We start from the raw sequence: 22110 nt of genomic DNA on the forward strand, positions 1-22110 counted from the left end.
AAATAAATAAATCAATTTTTATATTAGCTGCTTTAATAGGACTTATTTTTAGTAAAATTAATTTTCATATCTCACAATGTTATATTCTAAGCTTATTAATATATGTTCTTTCTTGTATTTTTACATTTGGTTTTTATCATGTATATATTTTTATTACTTATATATAATTTAAATTATTATTAACATTAATTCAAAACTTTTATTTGGAGGTTCTTTTGTTTAAAAAATTTAAAATTTTAAAAATTATAATTACTGCATTTATGTTTAGTTTGTTATTAATTTCATGTTCAAATCAAGATACTGTTACAGTTAATCTTCCATTTAATACAGATTACAATAAAGCTAATGTAAATGTTGAATACACTAAATATCTTCCTAACTTCTTAATTACAAAATATTATGTTAAATACCCTGAAAATATTTCTATTGACAATAATAACTTAGTTTACTTATCTACTTCTCCTAATAAATATGATGGTTTTGGGCTTGGAACTTTTACGGTGTTATCAAAAAAAATATCATCAAATAAACTTGAAGTTATTGATCGTTTTATATTGCCTGAAAATGTTCCATCGAATTCAATAAATATTCAATATTCAATTTCTCAAAATACTTTACCTACTAAAACTTTTAATCTTAATACTCCTTTATCATTAAATAATGATAATTATGTTTCTTTAAATAAAAAAATTAAAATAGACAATATTGATATAAACTTAGTAAGTTTATATTATTTTGAATATGGATGTATTTTAGATTTTTATACCGAAAATATTAACGATTTAAACTCTTATAATATAGATAAAACTTTTGAAATTAAATTAACTTCACCTAATTTTACAAATAACTATGATATAAAATCATTATTTGCATTAAAAAATGATTATTTAAAAAATTTATCTAGAAATAAAAATTTCAATCCTAAATCTAAATATACAGAATTTTTAAGTTGCAATGTTAATTATGATATTAATACTATCAAGCAATTTAACCTTTATTTAGTAAACAAGCAGACTGGTACTGAATATTTAATATATTCTAACTAAAAAATAAAAAAGTAGACTTTGTTAATTATGCAAAGTCTACTTTTTTCAATTAAACTCCAAAAAATTCATTTACTTTTTTATCTAATTCTACTACATTTGTAGATGAAATAAAGACTAAAAAACTAGCAACTAGAGCTTCTAATTTTAAATTACCATTAATAAAATTTTTGCTCTTATTATATAGCATGACAAACATAGTTATAAGAGAAAGGATATTATCTCATCTCTAATTGATGTATTATCAATTTTTTCTATAACATTTTCAATACATCTTTTTATATCATCTATAACTTTATTAATATACCTTTTTACATCATCTATTATTTGGTTTTAATATTATCACTTAATGAAAAACCTATTTTAAAATATACCTTAGCTCCTAAATCACTTTCTGAATTGCCTTTTATATATGAACTATATTTAATTTCTAAGTTAAGTTTTGAAATATCATAAGATAATTCTATATCACCATTTTCAAATGCTATTGTACTTTTAGTAATAAACTCCTTATAATATTAATTGTATTTTTATTTTCTCATTGCTATTTATTATCAAAACTTAAATCGCTAAATATTTCCTTCAAATTTTCTTCATAAACCAACTCATCATTAAGAAATAATTTATTTATGCCACCTTTTTCTGTGTTATAAAGAACATAATTATTATCATCAATACTAATTATAATTTTAGTTTCATGATAAATATTATATGGTATACGTCCATCAAAAAGTGTATTTGCTATTGCACTGTTACACCTTATTTTTAATTCAAACATATCTTCTAATTTAGTTTTATTATCTAATTTTTCAAACACTTCATCTCCATTAATTGTTACTACACAATAATCAGTACCTGATAATTTATAATCTTTGATATACTTACTCATACTTGAATGTTCAACTATATTTTTTAAATTATAATAATTATAAACATTAAAAATTGTAAAAAACAAAAATATTAAATATCCCCCAATTATAATGCTTATAATCTTTAATATTGATTTTCTTCCTATCTTTTTTCTTAACTTAAGCTTAAATATTATATTAGATAACATATATATAAATATTATTCCAGTTAAAATAGATACTATCCAAAATATTTTTATCTTTATATCCACAGCTCCTCCTGTAAATAATATTAATATTTAAAAGATTGTCTTAAAAATTCAGTTTTAAAATATTAACAGTATTTTCAAGACAATCATTTATATAAATTATACTATAAATTTAATGTAAATATATTAATTTTACTTAATTCATAGGATAATGTATCCAATCAGCGTTTTTCCCAAGTTATGGATAATATACAGATCCATTTTCATTATATCCATATTTATCTGCTTCACTTAAATACATAATAAAACTTTTACTACGTAATTTGATTGTTTAATTCATTAACAGTTATGGTTTTGCATCCTCTCTCTTTTAAAGCTGATATTATCTTTAATATAGGTGAATTTTCATTTAACTCATATATTTCCTCATTATTTAGGCTATTATTTTTATTCTCTATACTTCCTAAAAAAATATATGGATGTATGAAAAATGCCGTTAAAATTTCATTGCTATAATTTCTAATTCTTCTAGCTACAGTCTCTCCATTGTCCTTAACATATCCTAAAGGAGCAGGTACATATAATGTAGACTTGTTACTAAAACTTATTAATGGATTTAAGTTCCAATATCCAGCATAGGGTTCAAACATAACTGGAAAGTATTGTTCTATTATTTTTTGCTGATTTCTATCTGCTTTATAATGTGGACTTTCAAAGAAACCTATAGGTATATTTAAAGTCTTAGCTGTCTTTAATGAGGATTCAACAACCTTTAAAACTTTATTTTTATTGCTATTAACATTCCATTTTAACTCTACCCCAAGTCCACTTATTTGATTATTATGTTGGTGAGTATATCCATGAAGACCAATTACAGCCCCTCTATTTATTAAATGATCTAGCATATTTATAAAATGCACATTTTCAAAATTATTATTTTTAAGCAAATCATTATCTATGTTTTTTTCAGGGTTTATGTATCTAGGTATCCAAGCTATGTGAAATACTATATTATTAGCTTTAAAATAATCACTTAAATATTTCATTTTTTCCATATTATTATCTTCAGAAAAAACTCCCCCAGCACTAACATCCTCTATTCTTATTAAAGCAGCTTTTCCTTCATTAACTTTATAATTGCAGTTTATATTATTAGTTTTACCCTGAAACATATAAATTGAGTTTTTATTTTCGTACCAATCATCCCTAGCTTCAATAAGCTCTTTAAAATCATTTATAGAAATGTATTTTTTATGATCTAAATCTAAAACTTCTCCTCTTAAATCTAATTTATCCTTTTCTTTTAAAATCTCTTTTTTCTCTAAATCTATGTAATTTTTATTTATCTTACTTAAAATCTTATTTCCATCAATTGATACTTGTCCATTTTTCTCTAAATCTTCTAAAGAAATATAATACCTTAAATTCTTTTCATAAATTTTATCACTTAAATTAACTTTACTATTATTTATAAATAAATTTAACCCTTCAACCTTATTTACTGGTCTATCCTTCTCTCCATCAACTTTTAAATACTCTATTTCTTCTCTTTTAACATTAGAATTAAAAGTTATTTTATTGCCACAAGCTTTTATATCTGTCACTGTATTTTTTCTAAATTTAATTATTTTAAATGTTATAACAATTAAAGCCACCACAAAAATTATTAACAATACTAAAGCTATGTTCTTAATATTTTTCTTCACCGAATTCCCCCTTTATGATTTTTAAAATATACCTTATGAATTTAATTAAGGATTTACTATTTAATTAAGTTATATTTTTTTATAATTAATAAACCATATAAAAACAATATAGCACATATTGATTTTCAATTAAATCAACATGTGCTATATTATTACTTTATCTGGCCCAATCATGAAGATTATCCTTCATATCTTGTAAGCCATCCATAAGGGTATATCCATCCCCTTTTTCTTTTTCTAAATGTTTAACAGTTCCAAAAGATTTATTTAAACTTAATTGTTCCTTGCCTGTTAAAACCCAAAGAGTTCTATAATTTATAGGCTTAACTTCTAAATCTTTTTCTCCAACCCCATCTGTAAAATATACAAGAATATGATTTCTCATATTATTTTCTTTTATATATCTAAATACTGGAGAAAATCTTGTTGAACCATTTTTCTTACTTCTTGGCTTTATGTCTTTTATTCCTTTTAAATCATACACTCTTCTTATTTCATCATCACATTCAATAACTTTTATTTCAGCATTTTTATTTCTTACTATACCTAAAACTTCTATTATTATATTTTCAAACTCTTTATCAGAGATGGATGCTGAAACATCTATTGCTATTAATATTTTTGGAATAGAATTTGGCAATTTACCTCTAAGGTCTAATCTTTCTGGAAGACGTCTATCTTTTCTTGTTATAGTTTTTCTATAACTTCCTCTTGTTGTAGGAATTATATCCTTTAAAAATTCACTCCACTTTATCTCTGGTTTTTCTTTCATTAGTAAGATTATTTTTTCTAAATCCTTAGGAGCCTTGCCCTTATACGCATTTATGGCTGTTTTCTTAGTTGTTCCCTCTAAACTATCTAAGCTTATAGAAACCTCTTCCCATACTTCATGGGATTTTTCTTGGCTTACTAAATCACCAGCATTTTTATCATCACCAGTAATACCATATTTTTTTCTTCTTTCAATTGCCTTTTGAATTTCTTCTGCATATTTTTCCATAGGCATATCTGGTTTTAATTCTAGATTATATTCTAAATTCACATAATCTAGTCTTTTACTATATGGAGGTAAATTCTTTATATACTGATTTATGGCTATATCCATAGCTATACTAACAGCAAGTTTTGAATATTTTCTACTTAAAGCCTTTTCTCTAGCATAATGAGACATCATTATATGATATACTTCATGCTTTAAAAGAGCCTGAACCTCTTTTAAATCACATTCTAATATTATTCTTGGGTTAAATACCATTGTGAAATATCCCATTTCTGGTTTAGTGGCTATAGGCCATTTAATATCAGTTCTTATTTCTCTCTTTACATGAATTAAAAACTGACCAAAAAATGAATTTTCTTTATCATAAAGGGAGATTATTACCTTCTCTATTAAACTCCAAAATTCTCTCTTAAAATCATCTGTTAAAGGCTTATTCTCCTCTTCAGCTTCCATTGCTATATTAAGAAGTTTCCTCCTAGTTCTTTCAAAATCCATAAGATTTCACCACCTAGCTATATATCTCAAAGAATGCTTCTAAGAACTTATCCTCATTTAATAAATTTCTATATAATTCTTCTGAGTGATCGCTTTTTATTTCCTTCATTATTCCTAGTCTTAAATCCTTAGGATAACAAGATAATAAATCTGAGAACACTTCTAATTCTTTATTATAATCCTTTAATCCCTCAAGATAATATAAAGCACTCTTAGCTATTATATACATTCTTGAATGATTTTCACTCATTATTCTCTCTCTAATATTAAATCCTAAAACATCACTTTCGAAAATTTCTTCATTAGAAATAATAGGTTTATTAAGATTACTTATATATGCTATAAATTCTTGTGCTATTGTTGAGCCTACATTTCCCTTTAAAGCATTATATAATATTTCCTTAGAAAAGTTCTTCTTATTTGATAAATACACTCTATAAGCCTTAGAAACCCTCTCCCAACTTCTTGGAGTAGCTTTTATTGTTTCTAGTGAATTAGGAGTATGGAAATATTCAGGGAATGTTGATAAAAATTCTATTATATGTTCATGGATATTTCCATCTCCCATTGCCCAACTCATCCACTCTTTAAGATTTGAACTAATATCTATCCAAACAAATCTATCTTCTTGGGCTGGATCCATTTCAATAACCTGATAATCACTATCTTCATAGTTATCATATTTATTTGATGGATTCATAGCTGCTAATATATATACATCCTCATTTAACTTATATCCATTTATCTCTCTATTTAATATAAGGTTCATAAGTTCTTGTTGCACTGCATGCTCACATCTATTTAATTCATCAATAAATAAAAGAACTTTTTCTCCCTTTTCAATATGATCATCAATTTCCATAAGTTTTACATGTGTAGCATATTTTGTTACGCTTTTTTTTACTAAATCTCCTTTAAATAGGATTTCTTTCTTCTCTACCATTGGAAGACCACCTATTTCTCCTTCCTTAAGAAGATTTCCATCTATAGTAACCAAATGATAATTATTTATTCTACTAAGTTCCTTTGCTAAAGAAGTTTTTCCTATACCACTTTCTCCTATTAAAAGAGGTACTTCTCCTGTCATAAGAACTAAATTAACTGTACTTAACGCTTCTTTAAAATCCACTTTAGTGTCCCTTCTTTCTATAAATCTCTCCGTGAAACTTACCTTATAAACTCTCTTGTGAAAAATCTAAAATATTTTCTCAACTAATCTATATTTTATATTTTTAAATCTCTATTTTTATATTGATAACATACTATCAACTAATATTATCTTTGCTCTTTTACTTCCATATTCTTTGATAAATTCTACTTTGTTCATCTCTAAGACTTCTAAATCGATAAAATCTAAAAGATAGCTTTCATCTACATTCTCTTCTGCAACTTTTTTTGTAAGTATATCAACAACCATATCAACATCTATACTTTCATAAAGATATTTAACAACATTTATATTGTCTCCTATAAAAGTTTCTAAATCTTCATAAGTATAGTTTGGTAAGAAGTTTATTGCCTCAGCATCTTCCTTAACTGAAGTTCTCATTGCTTCTAAAGTAGGATTTTTTATAAATTTAATTGCTGACCAATGATTTTTAACAGCTATAAGCTGAACTTCTGGTGATGGATCTTCTATATATTTTATTGCATCATAATCCTTAGAAACAGCTATTTGTTTTAACTTTTCTGAAGGATTTTTCACAAATTGTATAGCCCACCCCTTAGTTTTAACAGCCTCTTCAACCACCTTTTCTGAAGGTTCCTTAATAAGCTTTAAGGCATTCCATAGAGATTTTACTGCTAATATGCATATTTCCTCTGATGGATTTTTAACATACTCTATAGTGGTTGGATTTCTTCTTACAGCTTCCTCTTTACATTTTTCACATTGGTTTTCAACATATTGAATTGTAAATGGATTTTTCTTAATAGCCTCTAGCTGCATCTCCTCTGATGGATTTTCTATTTCTCTTATATATAAAGGATTTTCCTTAATCTTTTTTAATTCTAAATTATCCATAGCATTCATAAATTACACATCCTCAATTTTATTTTTCTCTCAATAAATGCTCAATCATTTTAAAACTCAAATAATGTGTTGCTCCGTTAAAGTTGAGTAATTCTATCAACTTTCTAAATTACATTTATTATTATATAACAATTATTATTAAATATAAAGACATAAAACAAAATTTTAAAATAAACAATAAAAATTCTTTACCAAATTAATTTCCCTCTAAATATTTATATAAAAATCAACTTTCACTTAAAATAAAGTTTAAAAATAAAAATACCACCTTTAAATAAGGTGGCATTAAAAACTACTTTTATTTAAATATTATATATTATACTTATCTATGTCTCTTTGGACAGCTCTTAATAAATTATTAAGTTCCCAAACTTCTCCCTCTTCAATAAGTTTATTTAAACTTATTTGATATCTAGAAGCCTCAGCCACTTTTCCTATTGAAATAAGATTTAATATACTATTCATTATAGTACTTATAATATCTGATTTAACCTCAAATAAAGTTTGAGCATCCTTTATTTCATCTTTTATTTCAAGCATTTCTTCATCTAAAGTAAATGCTGCATCAGCTGCACGTTTTAATTTAAATTGTATGTCCTTTGGCAGATTCTTTTTATACTTATAATTTAAAGAATGTTCTATTGTAGCCCAGAAATTCATTGCTAAAGTTCTTATTTGAAATTCAGCAAGTATATCTTTTTGTCCATCTGCCATATTTATAGGATATCTTATAACCACATGATAGCTTCTATAGCCACTTGGTTTTACATTGCTAACATAGTCCTTTTCATAAAGAACTTGCATATCTTTTCTATTCCTTATAATATTGACAACAGTATCTATATCATCAACAAATTGGCACATTATTCTTATACCTGCAATATCCTCCATCTCATATTGGATTCTATCTACAGGAATACTATATTTATTTGCCTTTTCTAATATACTAGATACCTCTTTCACCCTTCCAGTTACAAACTCGATTGGAGAATATTCATTTTTTCTTCTAAATTCTTTTCTAATACTTCTTAACTTTACCTTTAATTCACTTACTGCTTGATCATAAGGAGTTAAAAAGTCTTTCCAATTTTGTATAGCCATAGAACCACCTATTTCCTAACTCTCTTAGAGAGATTTATTTAACTCTCCTCGCTCATTATACCAAAAAAAGTATTAAAACTAAATATTTCAAAATCTTAATTTTACATGAAACAGTGTCTTAATCTAAGATTTTTATTGGATCAAAATTTATAAAATCACAGCTTGTAAGCTTATACTCTATTCCATCTCTCTCTTCATTTAATACTTTGCCCTTAAGTGCCATACCATGAAGATGACCATAAATAACCTTATCAACACCAAACTCTTTAAATATATTGATAAAGGCTGAATCCTCAAATTTCTCATTTGTAGGTGGATAATGTACCATGCATATTATCTTTTCATATCCTGCCTTTTTAGCTTCTTCTAAAGATAATCTTAATCTTATCTGTTCCCTATCAAAAATCTTTTTATCCTTTTGTGTGAATTTATCAGAACCTTCACAAATCCACCCTCTGCTTCCACATATAGCCCAATCTTTATATGTAAAAAAATTATTTTGTATGAACTTTGTATTTTCATACATTTTATTCAATTTAGAAATACTTCCCCACCAATAATCATGATTCCCTTTAATTATTATCTTTTTACCTGGAAGTGCGTCTATCCAATCTAAATCATCTTTACTTTCATCTGATTTCATTGACCAAGAAATATCCCCTGCTATTAAAACAGTATCTTCCTCTGTAATTTTATTATTCCAATTTTCTTTTATCTTCTCATGATGATTACGCCACTTCTCACCAAAGATATCCATTGGTTTATCTGTATTAAGTGCTAAATGCAAATCAGAGATAGCATATAACGCCATATTTCATCACCTTTCATATATCTATTTAATCTTACATGTAATTATTAGAGAAAATATTTTCTTTAGTAAATAAAATAAATCATCTAAACTAATCTACATTTTGTCAGTAATTTATTATACACTTTTATTAATTATATATACAAGTTTCAAAGTGGTAGAAATACTTTTAAAATACAATTTATAAAAAACACATTTTCATTAAATTCAACTTTGTAATTTCAATACTCAAAGTTTTTAAATTTACTTCTTAATTAATTGTAACCCTCTGGATTTATATATTATTATTTGATAAATAACTAGATTAAATTAAGTGTAAATATCTAATTAAAATCACATATAAATAAAAGAGTGTAAATAGAATATATTACCACTAATAATAATTAGCTAATATATTCTAATACACTCTTCTAAAAAAGAATTATGCTAAAACTATTTTATTGTAGTTTTTCTTACCTCTTTTAATTAAAACTTCACCATTTTCAAAGTCAGCTTCTTCTAATGTCTTTTTAAAATCAGCAACTTTTTCTCCATTTAATGATAATCCACCTTGCTTAACAAGTCTTTTTCCTTCAGCTTTTGATGGAACTATTTCAGCTTCAACTAAAATATCTAAAAGTTCAGCACCTAACTTATCTTTTCCCATTTCATAAGTTGGAACATTACTCATGTCTCCACCTTTTCCAAATAAAGCTTCAGCAGCTTGTTGAGCTTTTGTAGCTTCCTCTTCACCATGTACAAGTTTAGTTACCTCAAATGCTAAAACTTTTTTAGCTTCATTTATTTGAGAACCTTCTAAACTTGAAAGTCTTCTAACTTCATCCATTGGAATAAATGTTAATAGTTTTAAGCATTTTTCAACATCTGCATCATTAACATTTCTCCAGTATTGGTAGAACTCGTATGGAGAAGTTTTCTCTGGATCTAACCATAATGCACCATTAACTGTTTTACCCATTTTTTGTCCTTCTGAGTTAGTTAATAATGTACAAGTCATAGCATATGCACTCTCTTGTGATTTCTTTCTTACAAGTTCAACACCAGCTATCATGTTTGACCATTGGTCATCTCCACCTAGCTCCATTTTACAGTTGTATTTTTTATTTAAAACATAGAAGTCATATCCTTGCATTAACATGTAGTTAAATTCTAAGAATGAAAGACCTCTTTCAAGTCTTTGTTTAAAACATTCTGCTGAAAGCATTCTGTTAACTGAGAAGTGAACTCCAACCTCTCTTAAGAATTCAACATAGTTTTGGTTTAATAACCAATCAGCATTGTTAACAAGTATAGCTTTATCATCTGAAAAATCTATGAATTTCTCCATTTGCTTTTTGATACAAGCAACATTATGAGCTATAGTCTCATTTGTCATCATCTTTCTCATATCAGTCTTACCACTTGGATCTCCAATTGTAGCTGTACCTCCACCAATTAAAGCTATTGGTCTATGTCCAGCCTTTTGCATATGAGCCATAAACATCATTGCAATGAAGTGTCCTACATGTAAACTATCAGCTGTTGGGTCAAATCCTATATAAAAAGTAACTTTTTCCTTCTCTAAAAGTTCTCTTGTTTCAGCTTCATGAGTAAACTGTTTTATGTACCCACGTTCCATTAACGTATCTAATACATTAGCCATTTGTTTATCCCTCCAAAAAAATTCTAATCCAGCTTACTTGCTGGTGCTATATTTAGCAATCATATAGTATATAGTATATCCTTTATTATATTAATTCTCAATTGATTTTAAAAAAAAGCTATTTTTTTAATTATACAAATCTAAATAACTAGCCCAAACCAAGGCTCACTAAAAATATATAAAAAAATAAGAACCATAACTTTTAATTATAGTTCTTATTATACCCATAGTATTAAATATCATAAATACTACATAAATCTATATAAAACAATTTATTTTCTAAACTAGCTAAAGCTTAAGCCACATATTTCTTGATATTTTCAGGCATTACTCTCACATCTCCATGAATAGTTACAAATACGTTTACATTAAGTTCTCTGCTCATAAGTTCTATTTTTTTCAAATAATTTTCTAAATCCTCTAATTTTATATCATCCAAAATATTTGCTATGCTATCAATATATATACTTTCTACATCATAATCTCTAGAAATTATCCCTTGTAAAAATCCATAAAATTGATCATAACTCTTTACACAATAATTGTCCATAGGTATAAGTCTAACCTTTTTATTTAACTGAAGCATTCTTTTATTATCATTATCAATAAAAATAATACTTCCTTTAGACTTTTCAATTTCTTCATTAGCTAGTTTAACTAAATTTTTGCTCTTTCCAGCGCCTCTTTGGTTAAAGAATAATTGAATCATCTTTACCACCCCTTAATAATATTTTATCAGGTAAAAACTTACTTTATATATAATATTCCTAATACCCTCAAAATATTAACCTATTGTTCTATATTTATTAAATATAAATTTAGTTATATTTTCTTCATTAACTGTTATAACTTTCACCTTATTAGTAAAGCTCTCCTTTACTTCTTTTCCCCCTAAATTGTAATTCATTTCCCCATCTCTACTGTCTAAGCTTATTATTTTTTCATATATCCACATATTTCTCTTTATATATCCTATACGTCCATCTCTATATCTTTTTACAATTTCTCCTGGACAATATACTGTTAATTCTTTCTTTCCTAAGACCACCTCAACAATCTTATTATATTGAGAGTAATCTCTGTATATCAAAATATTTCTTATAGTATCAATTATTAAGGCTACAGGATATTCATTAGGTACTATTTCTCTTAATTTTTTCTCCATGCTTTTCATCATGTCTAAAATATTTCCTCTTATTATAAAAGTTTGTTCTCCACCTAATAAATTTCTTATTTTTATCATATTATGTGGTATATAAATACTATTTACATCTGAAAAAACTAATAATCCACCTAGTGTACACATTGATTTCCCAGAGATATTATTTTTATGAATTATATTGCTACTACTAAGTAAAAACTCTCTATTTTCCTTAGATATTTTAATACCCTTTAGATAAAAATATCTTCTTACTAATTCCTCATTTAAAAAGTCTATATTACTATTTACTATGGGGCATGTCTCCAAATTAAAGCTTATACCTTTTTGAAATTCTGATAAAAGCTCTTGTTTTCTCATAATATCTGTAGTTGACCCTCTTCTTATATAAAAGGCTCCATTTTCCCTGATTTGATAAGGCTTTTGATAGCTATTAAATATTACTATTACCAATAATCTTTTTCCATCTAAAAAACATTCCTCTAAACTTATTGGAACAGGCGGTTCAATCCTTGAGGCAACTATTTGTTGAACTCTTTCTTCAGTAATATAATCAGCATCCACACCAACTATTTTCTTTGTTTTATCCTCAACTCCTATTATTATATAACCTCTTCCCCCTCTAGAATTAGCTATAGCACATATATCCTTTGCAAGTTCTTTTTTCACACTTTCTGTAAAAAGCTCTATCTTTAATTTAAAATCTAATTTTTCATATTCATTTTTCTTTATTAATCTTCTCAGTTTATTCTCATTCATAATAACCCTCTTCTTTAATAAATATTATTGCCCTTATACCTTAAATAAAATATAGCATAAAATTAAAGCCCATAGAACATTATATTCCATAGGCTTTTTTAAATTGATTGTATTTATAATTTAAGAAACTATTTATTAAATCAGCTCTTAATCTGCATATTAAAAGCAATTTATACTTAAAATATAGACTTATTTAAAGTGTATTTCCTGTAATTGTTGTGCCATCAATTTCAACATCAACATTAATCTTTAAATTTGTAATACTTATAGGATCCTTTTCTAATACCTCATCTGGATATTTTCTATAAAAAAGATTACCAACATTAACAATGTCTATATCACTCTCTTTAAAGCTTTCAAAGAAAAGTTCTAAGTATTGTTTTATTACTGCCTCTTCTTCTAACTCTAAAAGATTTAAAAGTTTTTCATCCACAATGAGTCTTGATTGTGATTCCCCAATTAAACATTTAACTTTTATATCCTTATAAAGAGTTATATTTTCTCCATCATAACTTATTGATGTCTTTGTTTTTGCATTAGATATATCTAATGTTATAAAAGTATTAGGGTCTTGAGGGTTCATAACTTCTAGAGTTCCTCTTTTTAAATCTCCCATTAAAAGATTATAGCTCATACCTTCCTCTGCAGTTATTCTTCTCACTAAGACCTCATTTTTTAGCAAGGCTCCTCCGCTTAACTCTAATCTTTTTTCTTCCATATCATCTCTTATACTTAATGCTCCTAAAACTAGTAGGTTTCCATAATTAGTTCTAAGCTCTAAATAATCATTAGCATCAATAGCTATAACTCTAGGACTTTTATTCATCCTTTGAACTAAATCATCAATAAAAACACCTAAATATTCTTCATCAACAGTTACATCATTTAAAAGTTCTTCTGGAGAACCAAATAAAACAAACATATAAGGTCTAATCATGAATTCTTGATTTTTATTTATAATATCTATGTACTTTCTTATACCATTTTTAGCGGCCTTCTCTGTAAATATATATCCCTTGCATTGAGTAAAGTCTAACTTACTACTAGAATACATATTTATATCCTTAATAGCTTCTAAAACTGTTTTTCCAGTACCTTTATATAATACTCTTCTTCCTTTATCAGAACTTTCATTTGAACTTCTATAAGGTTTTACACAATCTAAATATATATCTATATTTCCCACTTCATTTTCATCAAATATTAAGCTTGTTACAAATGTAACTCTATTTATATCCTTATAATTATAGCAACCAATAAGCATGGTTGACATAATTATTATGCTTAGTAAACTAGCTATAACTTTCTTTAGGTTCATTTTTACCATCCTTACCGACTATATCTTTTGATATTTCGTCTAATCTTCCTCTCATAATAATGTCTTTAAATTTATATCTATTTAAAGTTCCTAGTGGGAATAAGTATTGATATTCACAACTTCTTAAATGTGCTAAGTGAGATAATAATACAACGCTTATTAAAATCACACCAGGAATTCCAAAAAAGGCAGCTGTAATTACTATTCCTATACTCCAAATCGATACTGCACCATAAAGCTTAGGAATTAAGAAATAACAAACGGCACTTAAGGCAACTACTACAATAGTTATTCTTGAAGCAATACCAGCTCCCACAGCAGCCTCTCCTAAAATAAGTCCTGATACTAAACTCATAGATGTTCCTATAGGTTGAGGCAATCTTAAACCTGCTTCTTTTATTATTTGGAATAATAACATCATTATTATTACCTCTGCTACTATAGGAAATGGAACCCCAGCCCTAGCAACTGCTAGTCTAAAGACAAATAAACTAGGTAAAACCGAAAAATGATGAGTAACTAATGCAACATATATTCCTGGTAAAAACATAGCAATAAAAAATGCTATCCATCTTAAAATTCTAGTAAAACTAGTAAAATACCTATTTAAATAATAATCATCTGGTGTTTGAAAATTTTCTATAAAAAAGAAAGGTACTGTAAGAACAAAAGGAGTTCCATCTACTATTATTGCAACCCTTCCTTCTAATAGTTTTGCTGCTACCTCATCTGCTTTTTCTGTATATCCAATAGTATCAAATAAAGTTCTATCTTCTCTAAGTTTAGCCTCAATATAATTAGTATCTAATATAAACTTATAATCTAAATTTTTTATTTTTTCTCTGATTTCATCAATTAATTCCTTTGGAGCTTTATTTTTTATATAAGATATGCATACTACAGTTTGAGTATCTTCCCCTACATATAAAGGCTCAAATTTTAAATTATGATTTTTTATCCTTCTTCTTAATAATGTAACATTATCCACAAAGGCCTCATTAAAACCTTCTCTAGGTCCCTTTATTACTGCTTCTGTTATTGGAATTCCAACACCTCTTCTTGTATAACCCTTTGTTTCGCAATAAATTACCTTATCAAACTTATCAAAGATTATTACTACATCCCCTGATAATACATGAAGTAATGTATCATTTTTATCCTTTGACCAATTTGTTATGTTTATATCTATAACCTTAGTCATAATATCATTTTCATCTTTTATTCCATCCTTAACTAAGGTTAATGGTTTTACTATGTACTCACTTATGAACTGAGTAGAACATAAAACATCCATAAAAACAATTGTGGCCGGTCCTAAAGCTGTATCCACCTCCCTATACTTAACATCAAAACTATCTTTTAATTTGTCTTTTAAGAAATCTAATTGTTTTTGCATTCATTTATCACCCAAAAATATTATCCGCTAGTATTATGTTTAATATTCATTTTTTTGAGAATACTAAAATTTGAAATTATAAAAGAAATGAGGTGATGTCTTTGGGAAAGCTAACTGCAAGACATTTTATATTTTTTATCATTGCTGCCATAAGTACATCTTTGGTTAACTATACATCCTTATTTATAAAAATAGGTGGAAGAGATACTTGGATTTTCACTATAATCTCTGGAATTATATTTTTCTTTGTAACTTCCTTTATTTTTAGTGTAATCTCAAAGATAGAATATTATGACTTTAAAGAAACTTGCTATATAGTTCTTGGTAAACCCTTAGGAAATATTTATATATTAATATTTTCACTTACTTTAGTCTTAATGTGCATAGAATCAGCTTCTGTAATCTCATCTTCTATAAACGTTAATATTTTTGCTCAAAGTCCAATATGGTATTGTTTATTGTTTTTCATAATAACTGTATTTTTAATAGGTAAAAATAGATTTAATAGCATACTTATAATATGTATAGTTTGCGTAAGCATTGTACTTGCAATTAATTTATTATTAGCATTATTAAACATTAGATATATAGATTACACACTTCTTCTTCCTATATTTAAGGATAGAAGAATTTCAGAATATATTCTTTGTGCTTTAACTCAATTAGGCTCCTTATCAAGCTTAGCTATAGTTTTACCTATTCTTCCAAGAATAGATGATAAGAAAAACTTAAAAAAAATCTCAATAAACACAATACTTTTAACATCTATATTTTGTGCTTTGTGTGTTGTTATACTAATATCAACCCTAGGTTCTTTGAGGTCTGCAAATGTTTTTTATCCTCAATTTGTTCAAACTCAAAGAATTTATTTTGGTGGTTTTGTAGAGAATGGAAATGTTTTTGTAATGATTTCTTCTACTCTTTCTTGGGTTGTAAAATATTTAATAACTATTTTTTCATTGTATACAATTTGGAAAGATAGGGTAAAATATAAACGTAATTTTATAGCATTAATTTCAGTAATAGTATATGCCTTTTCTTACTTAGCTGCTAAGAATGCCTATACCCTTTTTATACTATTAAGATACTATCAATACATACTTCTAATAGTGCTGTTTATATGCCCTATAATCATATATACACTAGCTTATTTTAAGCGTCAGAAATTTAAATATTTGAAGTAAAAAGTATTGTATTCTTTTTTCTATATGATATAATCAATATATAAAATAAAATTTAGTAGATATGTACTTTATTTCTGTCCTGTAAAATTTATTTTATTAGTTTTATAGTATAGATCTCAAACGTACCTAGTAAATTTTACAGGAGGTAAAAGAAATGGAAGATAAAAATTTAGTTTGTAAAGACTGTGGAAAAGAATTCATATTCACTGTAGGAGAACAAGAATTCTTCAAAGAAAAAGGATTTGAAAACGATCCAGTTAGATGCCCAGCTTGCAGAAAAGCAAGAAAAGCTCAAAAAATGAATAGATAATTGATAATTAACGCAAGTTTATTCATAAATTAAAAGTTCTGCACTTTGCAGAACTTTTTTCATTTCTATTTCATAAAAATAATCTTATTTGGAAATATTATATAGAGCAATCTAACTTATGATTTTTATACATAATTAAATATAATTTTATTAAAAACTATATACTCATTTTTTTAATATATTATGGATAGATTTTGCTTTTTATGATATATTTATGAGTATATAAAAATGAGAGAAAAGGGATGATAAACAATGTCAAATGCTGAGCACTCATCAAACTTTATAAGAAATATAATAATAGATGATTTAGATAGCAAAAAACATGATACAATAATAACTCGTTTTCCACCTGAACCTAATGGATATTTACATATAGGTCATGCAAAGTCTATAGTTTTAAACTTTGAATTAGGAAAAGAGTTTAACGGAAGAACTAACCTAAGATTTGATGATACAAATCCAACTAAAGAGGATACTGAATACGTTGAATCTATTAAAGAAGATGTTCATTGGTTAGGTTATAACTGGAGCGAATTACATTTTGCATCAAACTACTTTGATGAAATGTATAAAAGAGCTCTACTTTTAATTAAAAAAGGTAAAGCTTATGTTTGTGATTTAACTCCAGAAGAAATAAAAGAATATAGAGGTACTCTTACTGAGCCTGGTAAGGAAAGTCCATATAGAAATAGATCAATTGAAGAAAACTTAGATCTATTTGAAAGAATGAGAAAAGGTGAATTTGAGGACGGTTCAAAAGTTTTAAGAGCTAAAATAGATATGAGCTCACCTAACATAAACTTTAGAGATCCTATAATTTATAGAATTGCTCATGCTAGTCACCATAATACAGGTGATAAATGGTGTATCTACCCTATGTATGACTTTGCTCATCCATTAGAAGATGCTATTGAAGGAATAACTCACTCTATTTGTACTTTAGAATTTGCTGATCACAGACCATTATATGATTGGTTCGTTAAAGAATGTGAAATGGAAAGTGTTCCAAGACAAATTGAGTTTGCAAGACTTAATATCACAAACACTGTTATGAGTAAAAGAAAGTTAAAGCAATTAGTTGATGAAGGCATAGTTGATGGTTGGGATGACCCAAGAATGCCTACTGTTGCTGGACTTAGAAGAAGAGGTTATACTCCTAAGTCAATAAGAAACTTCTGTAAAGCTATAGGAGTTGCTAAGGCAGATTCTACTGTTGATTCTCAAATGCTTGAGCATTTCATAAGAGAAGACCTTCAAGAAACTGCTCCAAGAGCTATGGCTGTTATAAATCCACTTAAATTAGTTATAACAAACTATCCTGAGGGAGAATCAGAAATTCTTGAAATAGAAAATAATCCAAAGGATGAATCAGCTGGTAAAAGAGCTGTTACATTCTCAAGAGAAGTTTATATTGAAAGAGAAGATTTCATGGAAAATCCTCCAAAGAAATATTTCAGATTATTCCCAGGAAACGAAGTAAGATTAAAAGGTGCTTATTTTGTAAAATGTAACGAAGTAATAAAAGATGAAAATGGTGAAGTTACAGAAATTCACTGTACTTATGACCCAGAAACTAAGAGTGGAACTGGATTTACTGGAAGAAAAGTTAAAGGAACAATCCACTGGGTTGATGCTAATAACTGTATTCCTGCTGAATTTAGATTATATGAACCATTAATCTTAGATGATTGTGAAGAAAATGAAGGAAAGCACTTCCTTGAGCAAATAAATCCTAACTCATTAACTATATGTAAGGGATTCATTGAGCCAAGTGCTAAAGATGCTAAACCTCAAGATAAATATCAATTATTTAGACATGGATACTTCAATGTTGATCCTAATTTCACAAGTGATGATAATTTAGTATTCAACAGAATAGTTTCATTAAAGAGTTCATTTAAATTAAAATAATAAAAAATAATATTTAAGGGCATGTGTCAAAATATTTTTTAATAAAACTTATAACTCTATTCTATTTATACTGTTTATAAGTTTTATCATTAATATTTGATACTGCTCTTTTTCTTATTTAAATCTATTAATAAATTTTACTTGTATTTATTTTCTCTAATTTAAGTTAAATATTTTCTATGTTCCTTAATCCCCTCAAAAATCTATTATAAATTTCCCATACCTTTAATTTTCAAAGAAATATATACACTTTATTTCTCTTTATTCTTTTTCATAAAAAAATTTTCACCACTTATTGAAAATTATTATCATTTACTATTGACATTATTATCTTACTATTGTATTATAATGACATAAACTAATTGAAATTGATTTTCATTAATAATAAGAATTAAATTTACGAGGTGATATATATGAAAAAATTAAATATTATTTTTTGGTCAGGTTCTGGTAATACAGAAGCTATGGCTAACTTAATAGCTGAAGGAGCTAAAGAAAACGGATTAGAAGTAAAACTTTTAAATGTTTCTGATGCATCTACTCTAGATGTAGAAGGATGTGATGTATTAGCTTTAGGTTCTCCGGCTATGGGATGTGAAACTATTGAAGAAGGCGAAATGGATCCATTTGTTGAAGAAATTTCAGGACTTGTATCTGGAAAACCAACTTTATTATTCGGTTCATATGACTGGGGAACTGGTGAATGGATGGATACTTGGAAAGATAGAATGGAAGGCTACGGTGCAAATGTAGTAAATACATTAATAGTTAATAATACTCCAGAAGGAGAAGACATAGAAAATTGTAAAGCTGCTGGTAAAGCACTTTAAAATTTATTTGAAAGAAAGGTGGAAGAAGCTGAAATGAATAATGATTTCCTTAATCTCTTAGAAACTCTTAACAACGAAAAATATATGAGATCCTTTATATCATATTTAATTTCTCCTGTAATAACAGGGATTAAGCCTTCTTCCACCATTACTCTTTCAAAGCAAGGTCATAATTTATATAAGCTTTGGGATATGTATGGTGAAGATTTCTTAAAAGATCTTAATTTAAAGCACATATTGCTTAGAGAAACTGTAAATTCTAAGGTAGTATTAATTTATGATGAAATAAATTTAATGAATACTGTATATAAAAAATCTTCCATGGATTTTTTAGAAAAACTAGACTATAGATTAACTATGAGCATTGATGAAATATTAACTCATTTAGTTAATAGATATGATTCATTCCATTGTCCTCATGAATTAGGTATTTTTCTAGGAATTCCGGTTAAGGATGTAGAATGCTTTATGGAATGTACTAAGAGCAAATGCCTCCTTTGTGGATATTGGAAGGTATATGAAGAAGAGAAAAAAGCCCAAGAAATCTTTGAACTTTATGATAGTTCAAAAGAAATAATAATGAATCACTTGCTTTCTGGTAAGGATTTAAAGGAAGTTTATAACTTGACAAATAATGTATATAAATTTACTATTTGACTCTCATTGCTAATAAACCACTCAGATTTCTGCCATTATCTGAGTGGTTTTATTTTTTTCTTATTTTTGCTCTAAATTTACTACACCTATAAGTTGCTCTTCATATATGCAATTTATTTTTTAATATACTACTTTAATAAGTAATTATAAGTTTATCCTTTACATTGTAATTATTCATTGCTTGTAAACTTATATCCAACTCCTCTTATAGTTTGAATATATTGAGGATTTTTATCATCACTTTCAATCTTTTTGCGTAAATGTCTAATATGAACATCTACTGTTCTTGTTTCACCTATGTATTCATATCCCCAAATTTTATCAAGCAAAAGTTCTCTAGTTAATATATTGCCCTTATTCTTTATAAGAAGCTTTAATAATTCAAACTCCTTTAATGTTAATTCTACATTTTGAGTTCCTTTTGTTACTTCTCTTGTTTTAAAATTAACTACTACATCACCAAATTTAATTATATTTTCTTCTTTTTTAACATTACTTCTTCTAAGTAAAGCTTTTACTCTAGCCATAAGTTCTCTTATTGAAAATGGCTTTGTTATATAATCATCTGCTCCAAGTTCTAAGCCTAATACTTTATCAAACTCTTCCCCCTTTGCTGTAATCATCATTACTGGAATATCTGAAGTTTCTTCATTTCTTCTAATTTCTTTACATACTTCTAAGCCATCTATTTCTGGAAGCATTAAATCTAAAAGTATTAAATCAAACTTAATTTCTCTTATAAGCTTTAGAGCTTCAGTTCCATTAACAGCAACTTCTGTATCATATCCCTCTTTTTTTAAATTAAATTTTATAAGTTCTCTAATATGTTCCTCATCATCTACTATTAGGACTTTTTTATTTGTCATTCTTGTCCCTCCTTTACCCAAAACACTACCCTATTTTATAGCTTATCACAATATTGAAAACAAAAAAAGATATACCACTTATAGATATATCTTTAAATTATTATACTAATTAAGTCAGACCTAATAAGCTAAATTTTATCTTATTTATATTTTATGTTATTATCCTAGTTCAGTCATATCACCTTTTATGGCATAGACTATATTCTCACAAACATTAGTTATATGATCACCTATTCTCTCTAAATATCTAGCAACAAATATTAATTTAACCCCTTGATTTATATTATTAGAGTCTTTATGCATTGCAGCTAATAAATTTACATAAACATCATTATATAAATCATCAACTATATTATCCTCTAAGGCGGCATCATAAGCTAACTTTGTTTCATTACTATCTAATGCATTTTTTGCAGCATTTAGCATATTTAAACAAACTGATTTCATTTTAGGTATGCCTACCATTCCTGTAATATGCTCTTCATTATCTATTTTTATTGTTTCCATAGCTATATTTACTGAATAATCTCCTACTCTCTCAAGTTCCATAGCTATAGTTGATAAAGCATATACATTTCTTAAGTCTTTAGCCATAGGCTGCTTTAAAGCAGTAAGTTCAATAGATTTTTCAATTATTTTATTTCTTAAGTTATCTATATCATCATCCATTTTTATAACTTCTCTAGCTAGATCTAAATCCTTATTAACTATTGAATCCACTGATTTTTCTATGGCTACTTCACATAATTCCATCATTTCTTTAGTTTCAGATTTTAATTCTTTTATACTTATTCTTAAATCATCTATACTCATTTACTCTAATCACCCCTTATAAT

20 protein-coding genes are annotated in these 22110 nt (G+C 26.6%); 6 read left to right on the forward strand and 14 right to left on the reverse strand.

Annotation, left to right across the window (positions count from 1 at the left end):
• Positions 1 to 215: 215 nt before the first annotated feature.
• Positions 216 to 1046 (forward strand): hypothetical protein, encoded by an 831-nt coding sequence (locus I6G60_RS13170; protein WP_110016326.1) that lies wholly within the window; start codon positions 216 to 218, stop codon positions 1044 to 1046.
• A 541-nt stretch (positions 1047 to 1587) separates the two neighbouring features.
• Here I6G60_RS13170 and I6G60_RS13175 read toward each other — a convergent pair.
• From I6G60_RS13175 to I6G60_RS13230, 12 genes are all read right to left on the reverse strand, one after another.
• Positions 1588 to 2163 (reverse strand): hypothetical protein, encoded by a 576-nt coding sequence (locus I6G60_RS13175; protein WP_110071043.1) that lies wholly within the window; start codon positions 2161 to 2163, stop codon positions 1588 to 1590.
• Positions 2164 to 2414: 251 nt separating this feature from the next.
• Positions 2415 to 3806: a polysaccharide deacetylase family protein gene (locus I6G60_RS13180; protein WP_110071042.1), complete on the reverse strand. Its 1392-nt coding sequence runs from the start codon at positions 3804 to 3806 to the stop codon at positions 2415 to 2417.
• 157 nt (positions 3807 to 3963) lie between these two features.
• Entirely contained in the window at positions 3964 to 5301 is a 1338-nt protein-coding gene (locus tag I6G60_RS13185) for a vWA domain-containing protein (RefSeq protein WP_060669738.1), read from the reverse strand.
• A gap of 13 nt (positions 5302 to 5314) precedes the next feature.
• Complete coding sequence (locus tag I6G60_RS13190) at positions 5315 to 6430, reverse strand: AAA family ATPase (protein ID WP_003457055.1); 1116 nt, start codon at positions 6428 to 6430, stop codon at positions 5315 to 5317.
• Positions 6431 to 6547: 117 nt separating this feature from the next.
• Positions 6548 to 7333 carry a hypothetical protein gene (locus tag I6G60_RS13195; protein WP_003461483.1) on the reverse strand — a complete coding sequence of 262 codons (786 nt, stop codon included), beginning with the start codon at positions 7331 to 7333 and terminating at the stop codon, positions 6548 to 6550.
• A gap of 309 nt (positions 7334 to 7642) precedes the next feature.
• Positions 7643 to 8434 carry a GTP pyrophosphokinase gene (locus I6G60_RS13200; protein ID WP_003460748.1) on the reverse strand — a complete coding sequence of 264 codons (792 nt, stop codon included), beginning with the start codon at positions 8432 to 8434 and terminating at the stop codon, positions 7643 to 7645.
• A 118-nt stretch (positions 8435 to 8552) separates the two neighbouring features.
• Positions 8553 to 9245, reverse strand: a complete 693-nt coding sequence (locus I6G60_RS13205) for a metallophosphoesterase (RefSeq protein WP_003452988.1) — start codon at positions 9243 to 9245, stop codon at positions 8553 to 8555.
• 418 nt (positions 9246 to 9663) lie between these two features.
• Positions 9664 to 10884 (reverse strand): tyrosine--tRNA ligase, encoded by a 1221-nt coding sequence (tyrS, locus tag I6G60_RS13210; RefSeq protein WP_003460750.1) that lies wholly within the window; start codon positions 10882 to 10884, stop codon positions 9664 to 9666.
• Between the two features lie 295 nt (positions 10885 to 11179).
• Positions 11180 to 11593, reverse strand: coding sequence for an ATP-binding protein (locus tag I6G60_RS13215; RefSeq protein WP_003468443.1), 414 nt, complete (start codon positions 11591 to 11593; stop codon positions 11180 to 11182).
• 75 nt (positions 11594 to 11668) lie between these two features.
• Positions 11669 to 12802 (reverse strand): AlbA family DNA-binding domain-containing protein, encoded by a 1134-nt coding sequence (locus I6G60_RS13220; RefSeq protein WP_011009948.1) that lies wholly within the window; start codon positions 12800 to 12802, stop codon positions 11669 to 11671.
• A 193-nt stretch (positions 12803 to 12995) separates the two neighbouring features.
• Positions 12996 to 14120: a Ger(x)C family spore germination protein gene (locus I6G60_RS13225; protein ID WP_003460753.1), complete on the reverse strand. Its 1125-nt coding sequence runs from the start codon at positions 14118 to 14120 to the stop codon at positions 12996 to 12998.
• Complete coding sequence (locus I6G60_RS13230; RefSeq protein WP_078233390.1) at positions 14095 to 15516, reverse strand: spore germination protein; 1422 nt, start codon at positions 15514 to 15516, stop codon at positions 14095 to 14097. Before I6G60_RS13230 ends, I6G60_RS13225 begins: the two co-directional genes overlap by 26 nt.
• Positions 15517 to 15611: 95 nt before the next feature.
• On the opposite strand from I6G60_RS13230, the gene I6G60_RS13235 reads away from it, so the two are divergent.
• From I6G60_RS13235 to I6G60_RS13255, 5 genes are all read left to right on the forward strand, one after another.
• Positions 15612 to 16700, forward strand: coding sequence for a GerAB/ArcD/ProY family transporter (locus I6G60_RS13235; RefSeq protein WP_223932425.1), 1089 nt, complete (start codon positions 15612 to 15614; stop codon positions 16698 to 16700).
• Positions 16701 to 16854: 154 nt separating this feature from the next.
• Positions 16855 to 17010 (forward strand): zinc-ribbon domain-containing protein, encoded by a 156-nt coding sequence (locus I6G60_RS13240; RefSeq protein WP_111744058.1) that lies wholly within the window; start codon positions 16855 to 16857, stop codon positions 17008 to 17010.
• Between the two features lie 252 nt (positions 17011 to 17262).
• On the forward strand, positions 17263 to 18921 hold the full coding sequence (locus I6G60_RS13245) for a glutamine--tRNA ligase/YqeY domain fusion protein (protein WP_003476932.1): 1659 nt from the start codon (positions 17263 to 17265) through the stop codon (positions 18919 to 18921).
• 413 nt (positions 18922 to 19334) lie between these two features.
• Positions 19335 to 19751 carry a flavodoxin gene (locus tag I6G60_RS13250; protein WP_003480361.1) on the forward strand — a complete coding sequence of 139 codons (417 nt, stop codon included), beginning with the start codon at positions 19335 to 19337 and terminating at the stop codon, positions 19749 to 19751.
• A 33-nt stretch (positions 19752 to 19784) separates the two neighbouring features.
• On the forward strand, positions 19785 to 20408 hold the full coding sequence (locus tag I6G60_RS13255; RefSeq protein WP_003464415.1) for a DUF3793 family protein: 624 nt from the start codon (positions 19785 to 19787) through the stop codon (positions 20406 to 20408).
• Between the two features lie 170 nt (positions 20409 to 20578).
• Here the strand turns inward: I6G60_RS13255 and I6G60_RS13260 are convergent, their stop codons facing one another.
• On the reverse strand, positions 20579 to 21274 hold the full coding sequence (locus I6G60_RS13260; RefSeq protein ID WP_011590283.1) for a response regulator transcription factor: 696 nt from the start codon (positions 21272 to 21274) through the stop codon (positions 20579 to 20581).
• 159 nt (positions 21275 to 21433) lie between these two features.
• Entirely contained in the window at positions 21434 to 22087 is a 654-nt protein-coding gene (gene phoU / locus I6G60_RS13265) for a phosphate signaling complex protein PhoU (RefSeq protein WP_078233388.1), read from the reverse strand.
• Positions 22088 to 22110 lie beyond the last annotated feature (23 nt).

Source organism: Clostridium perfringens (assembly GCF_016027375.1).
GTDB classification, from domain to species: Bacteria; Bacillota; Clostridia; order Clostridiales; family Clostridiaceae; genus Sarcina; species Sarcina perfringens.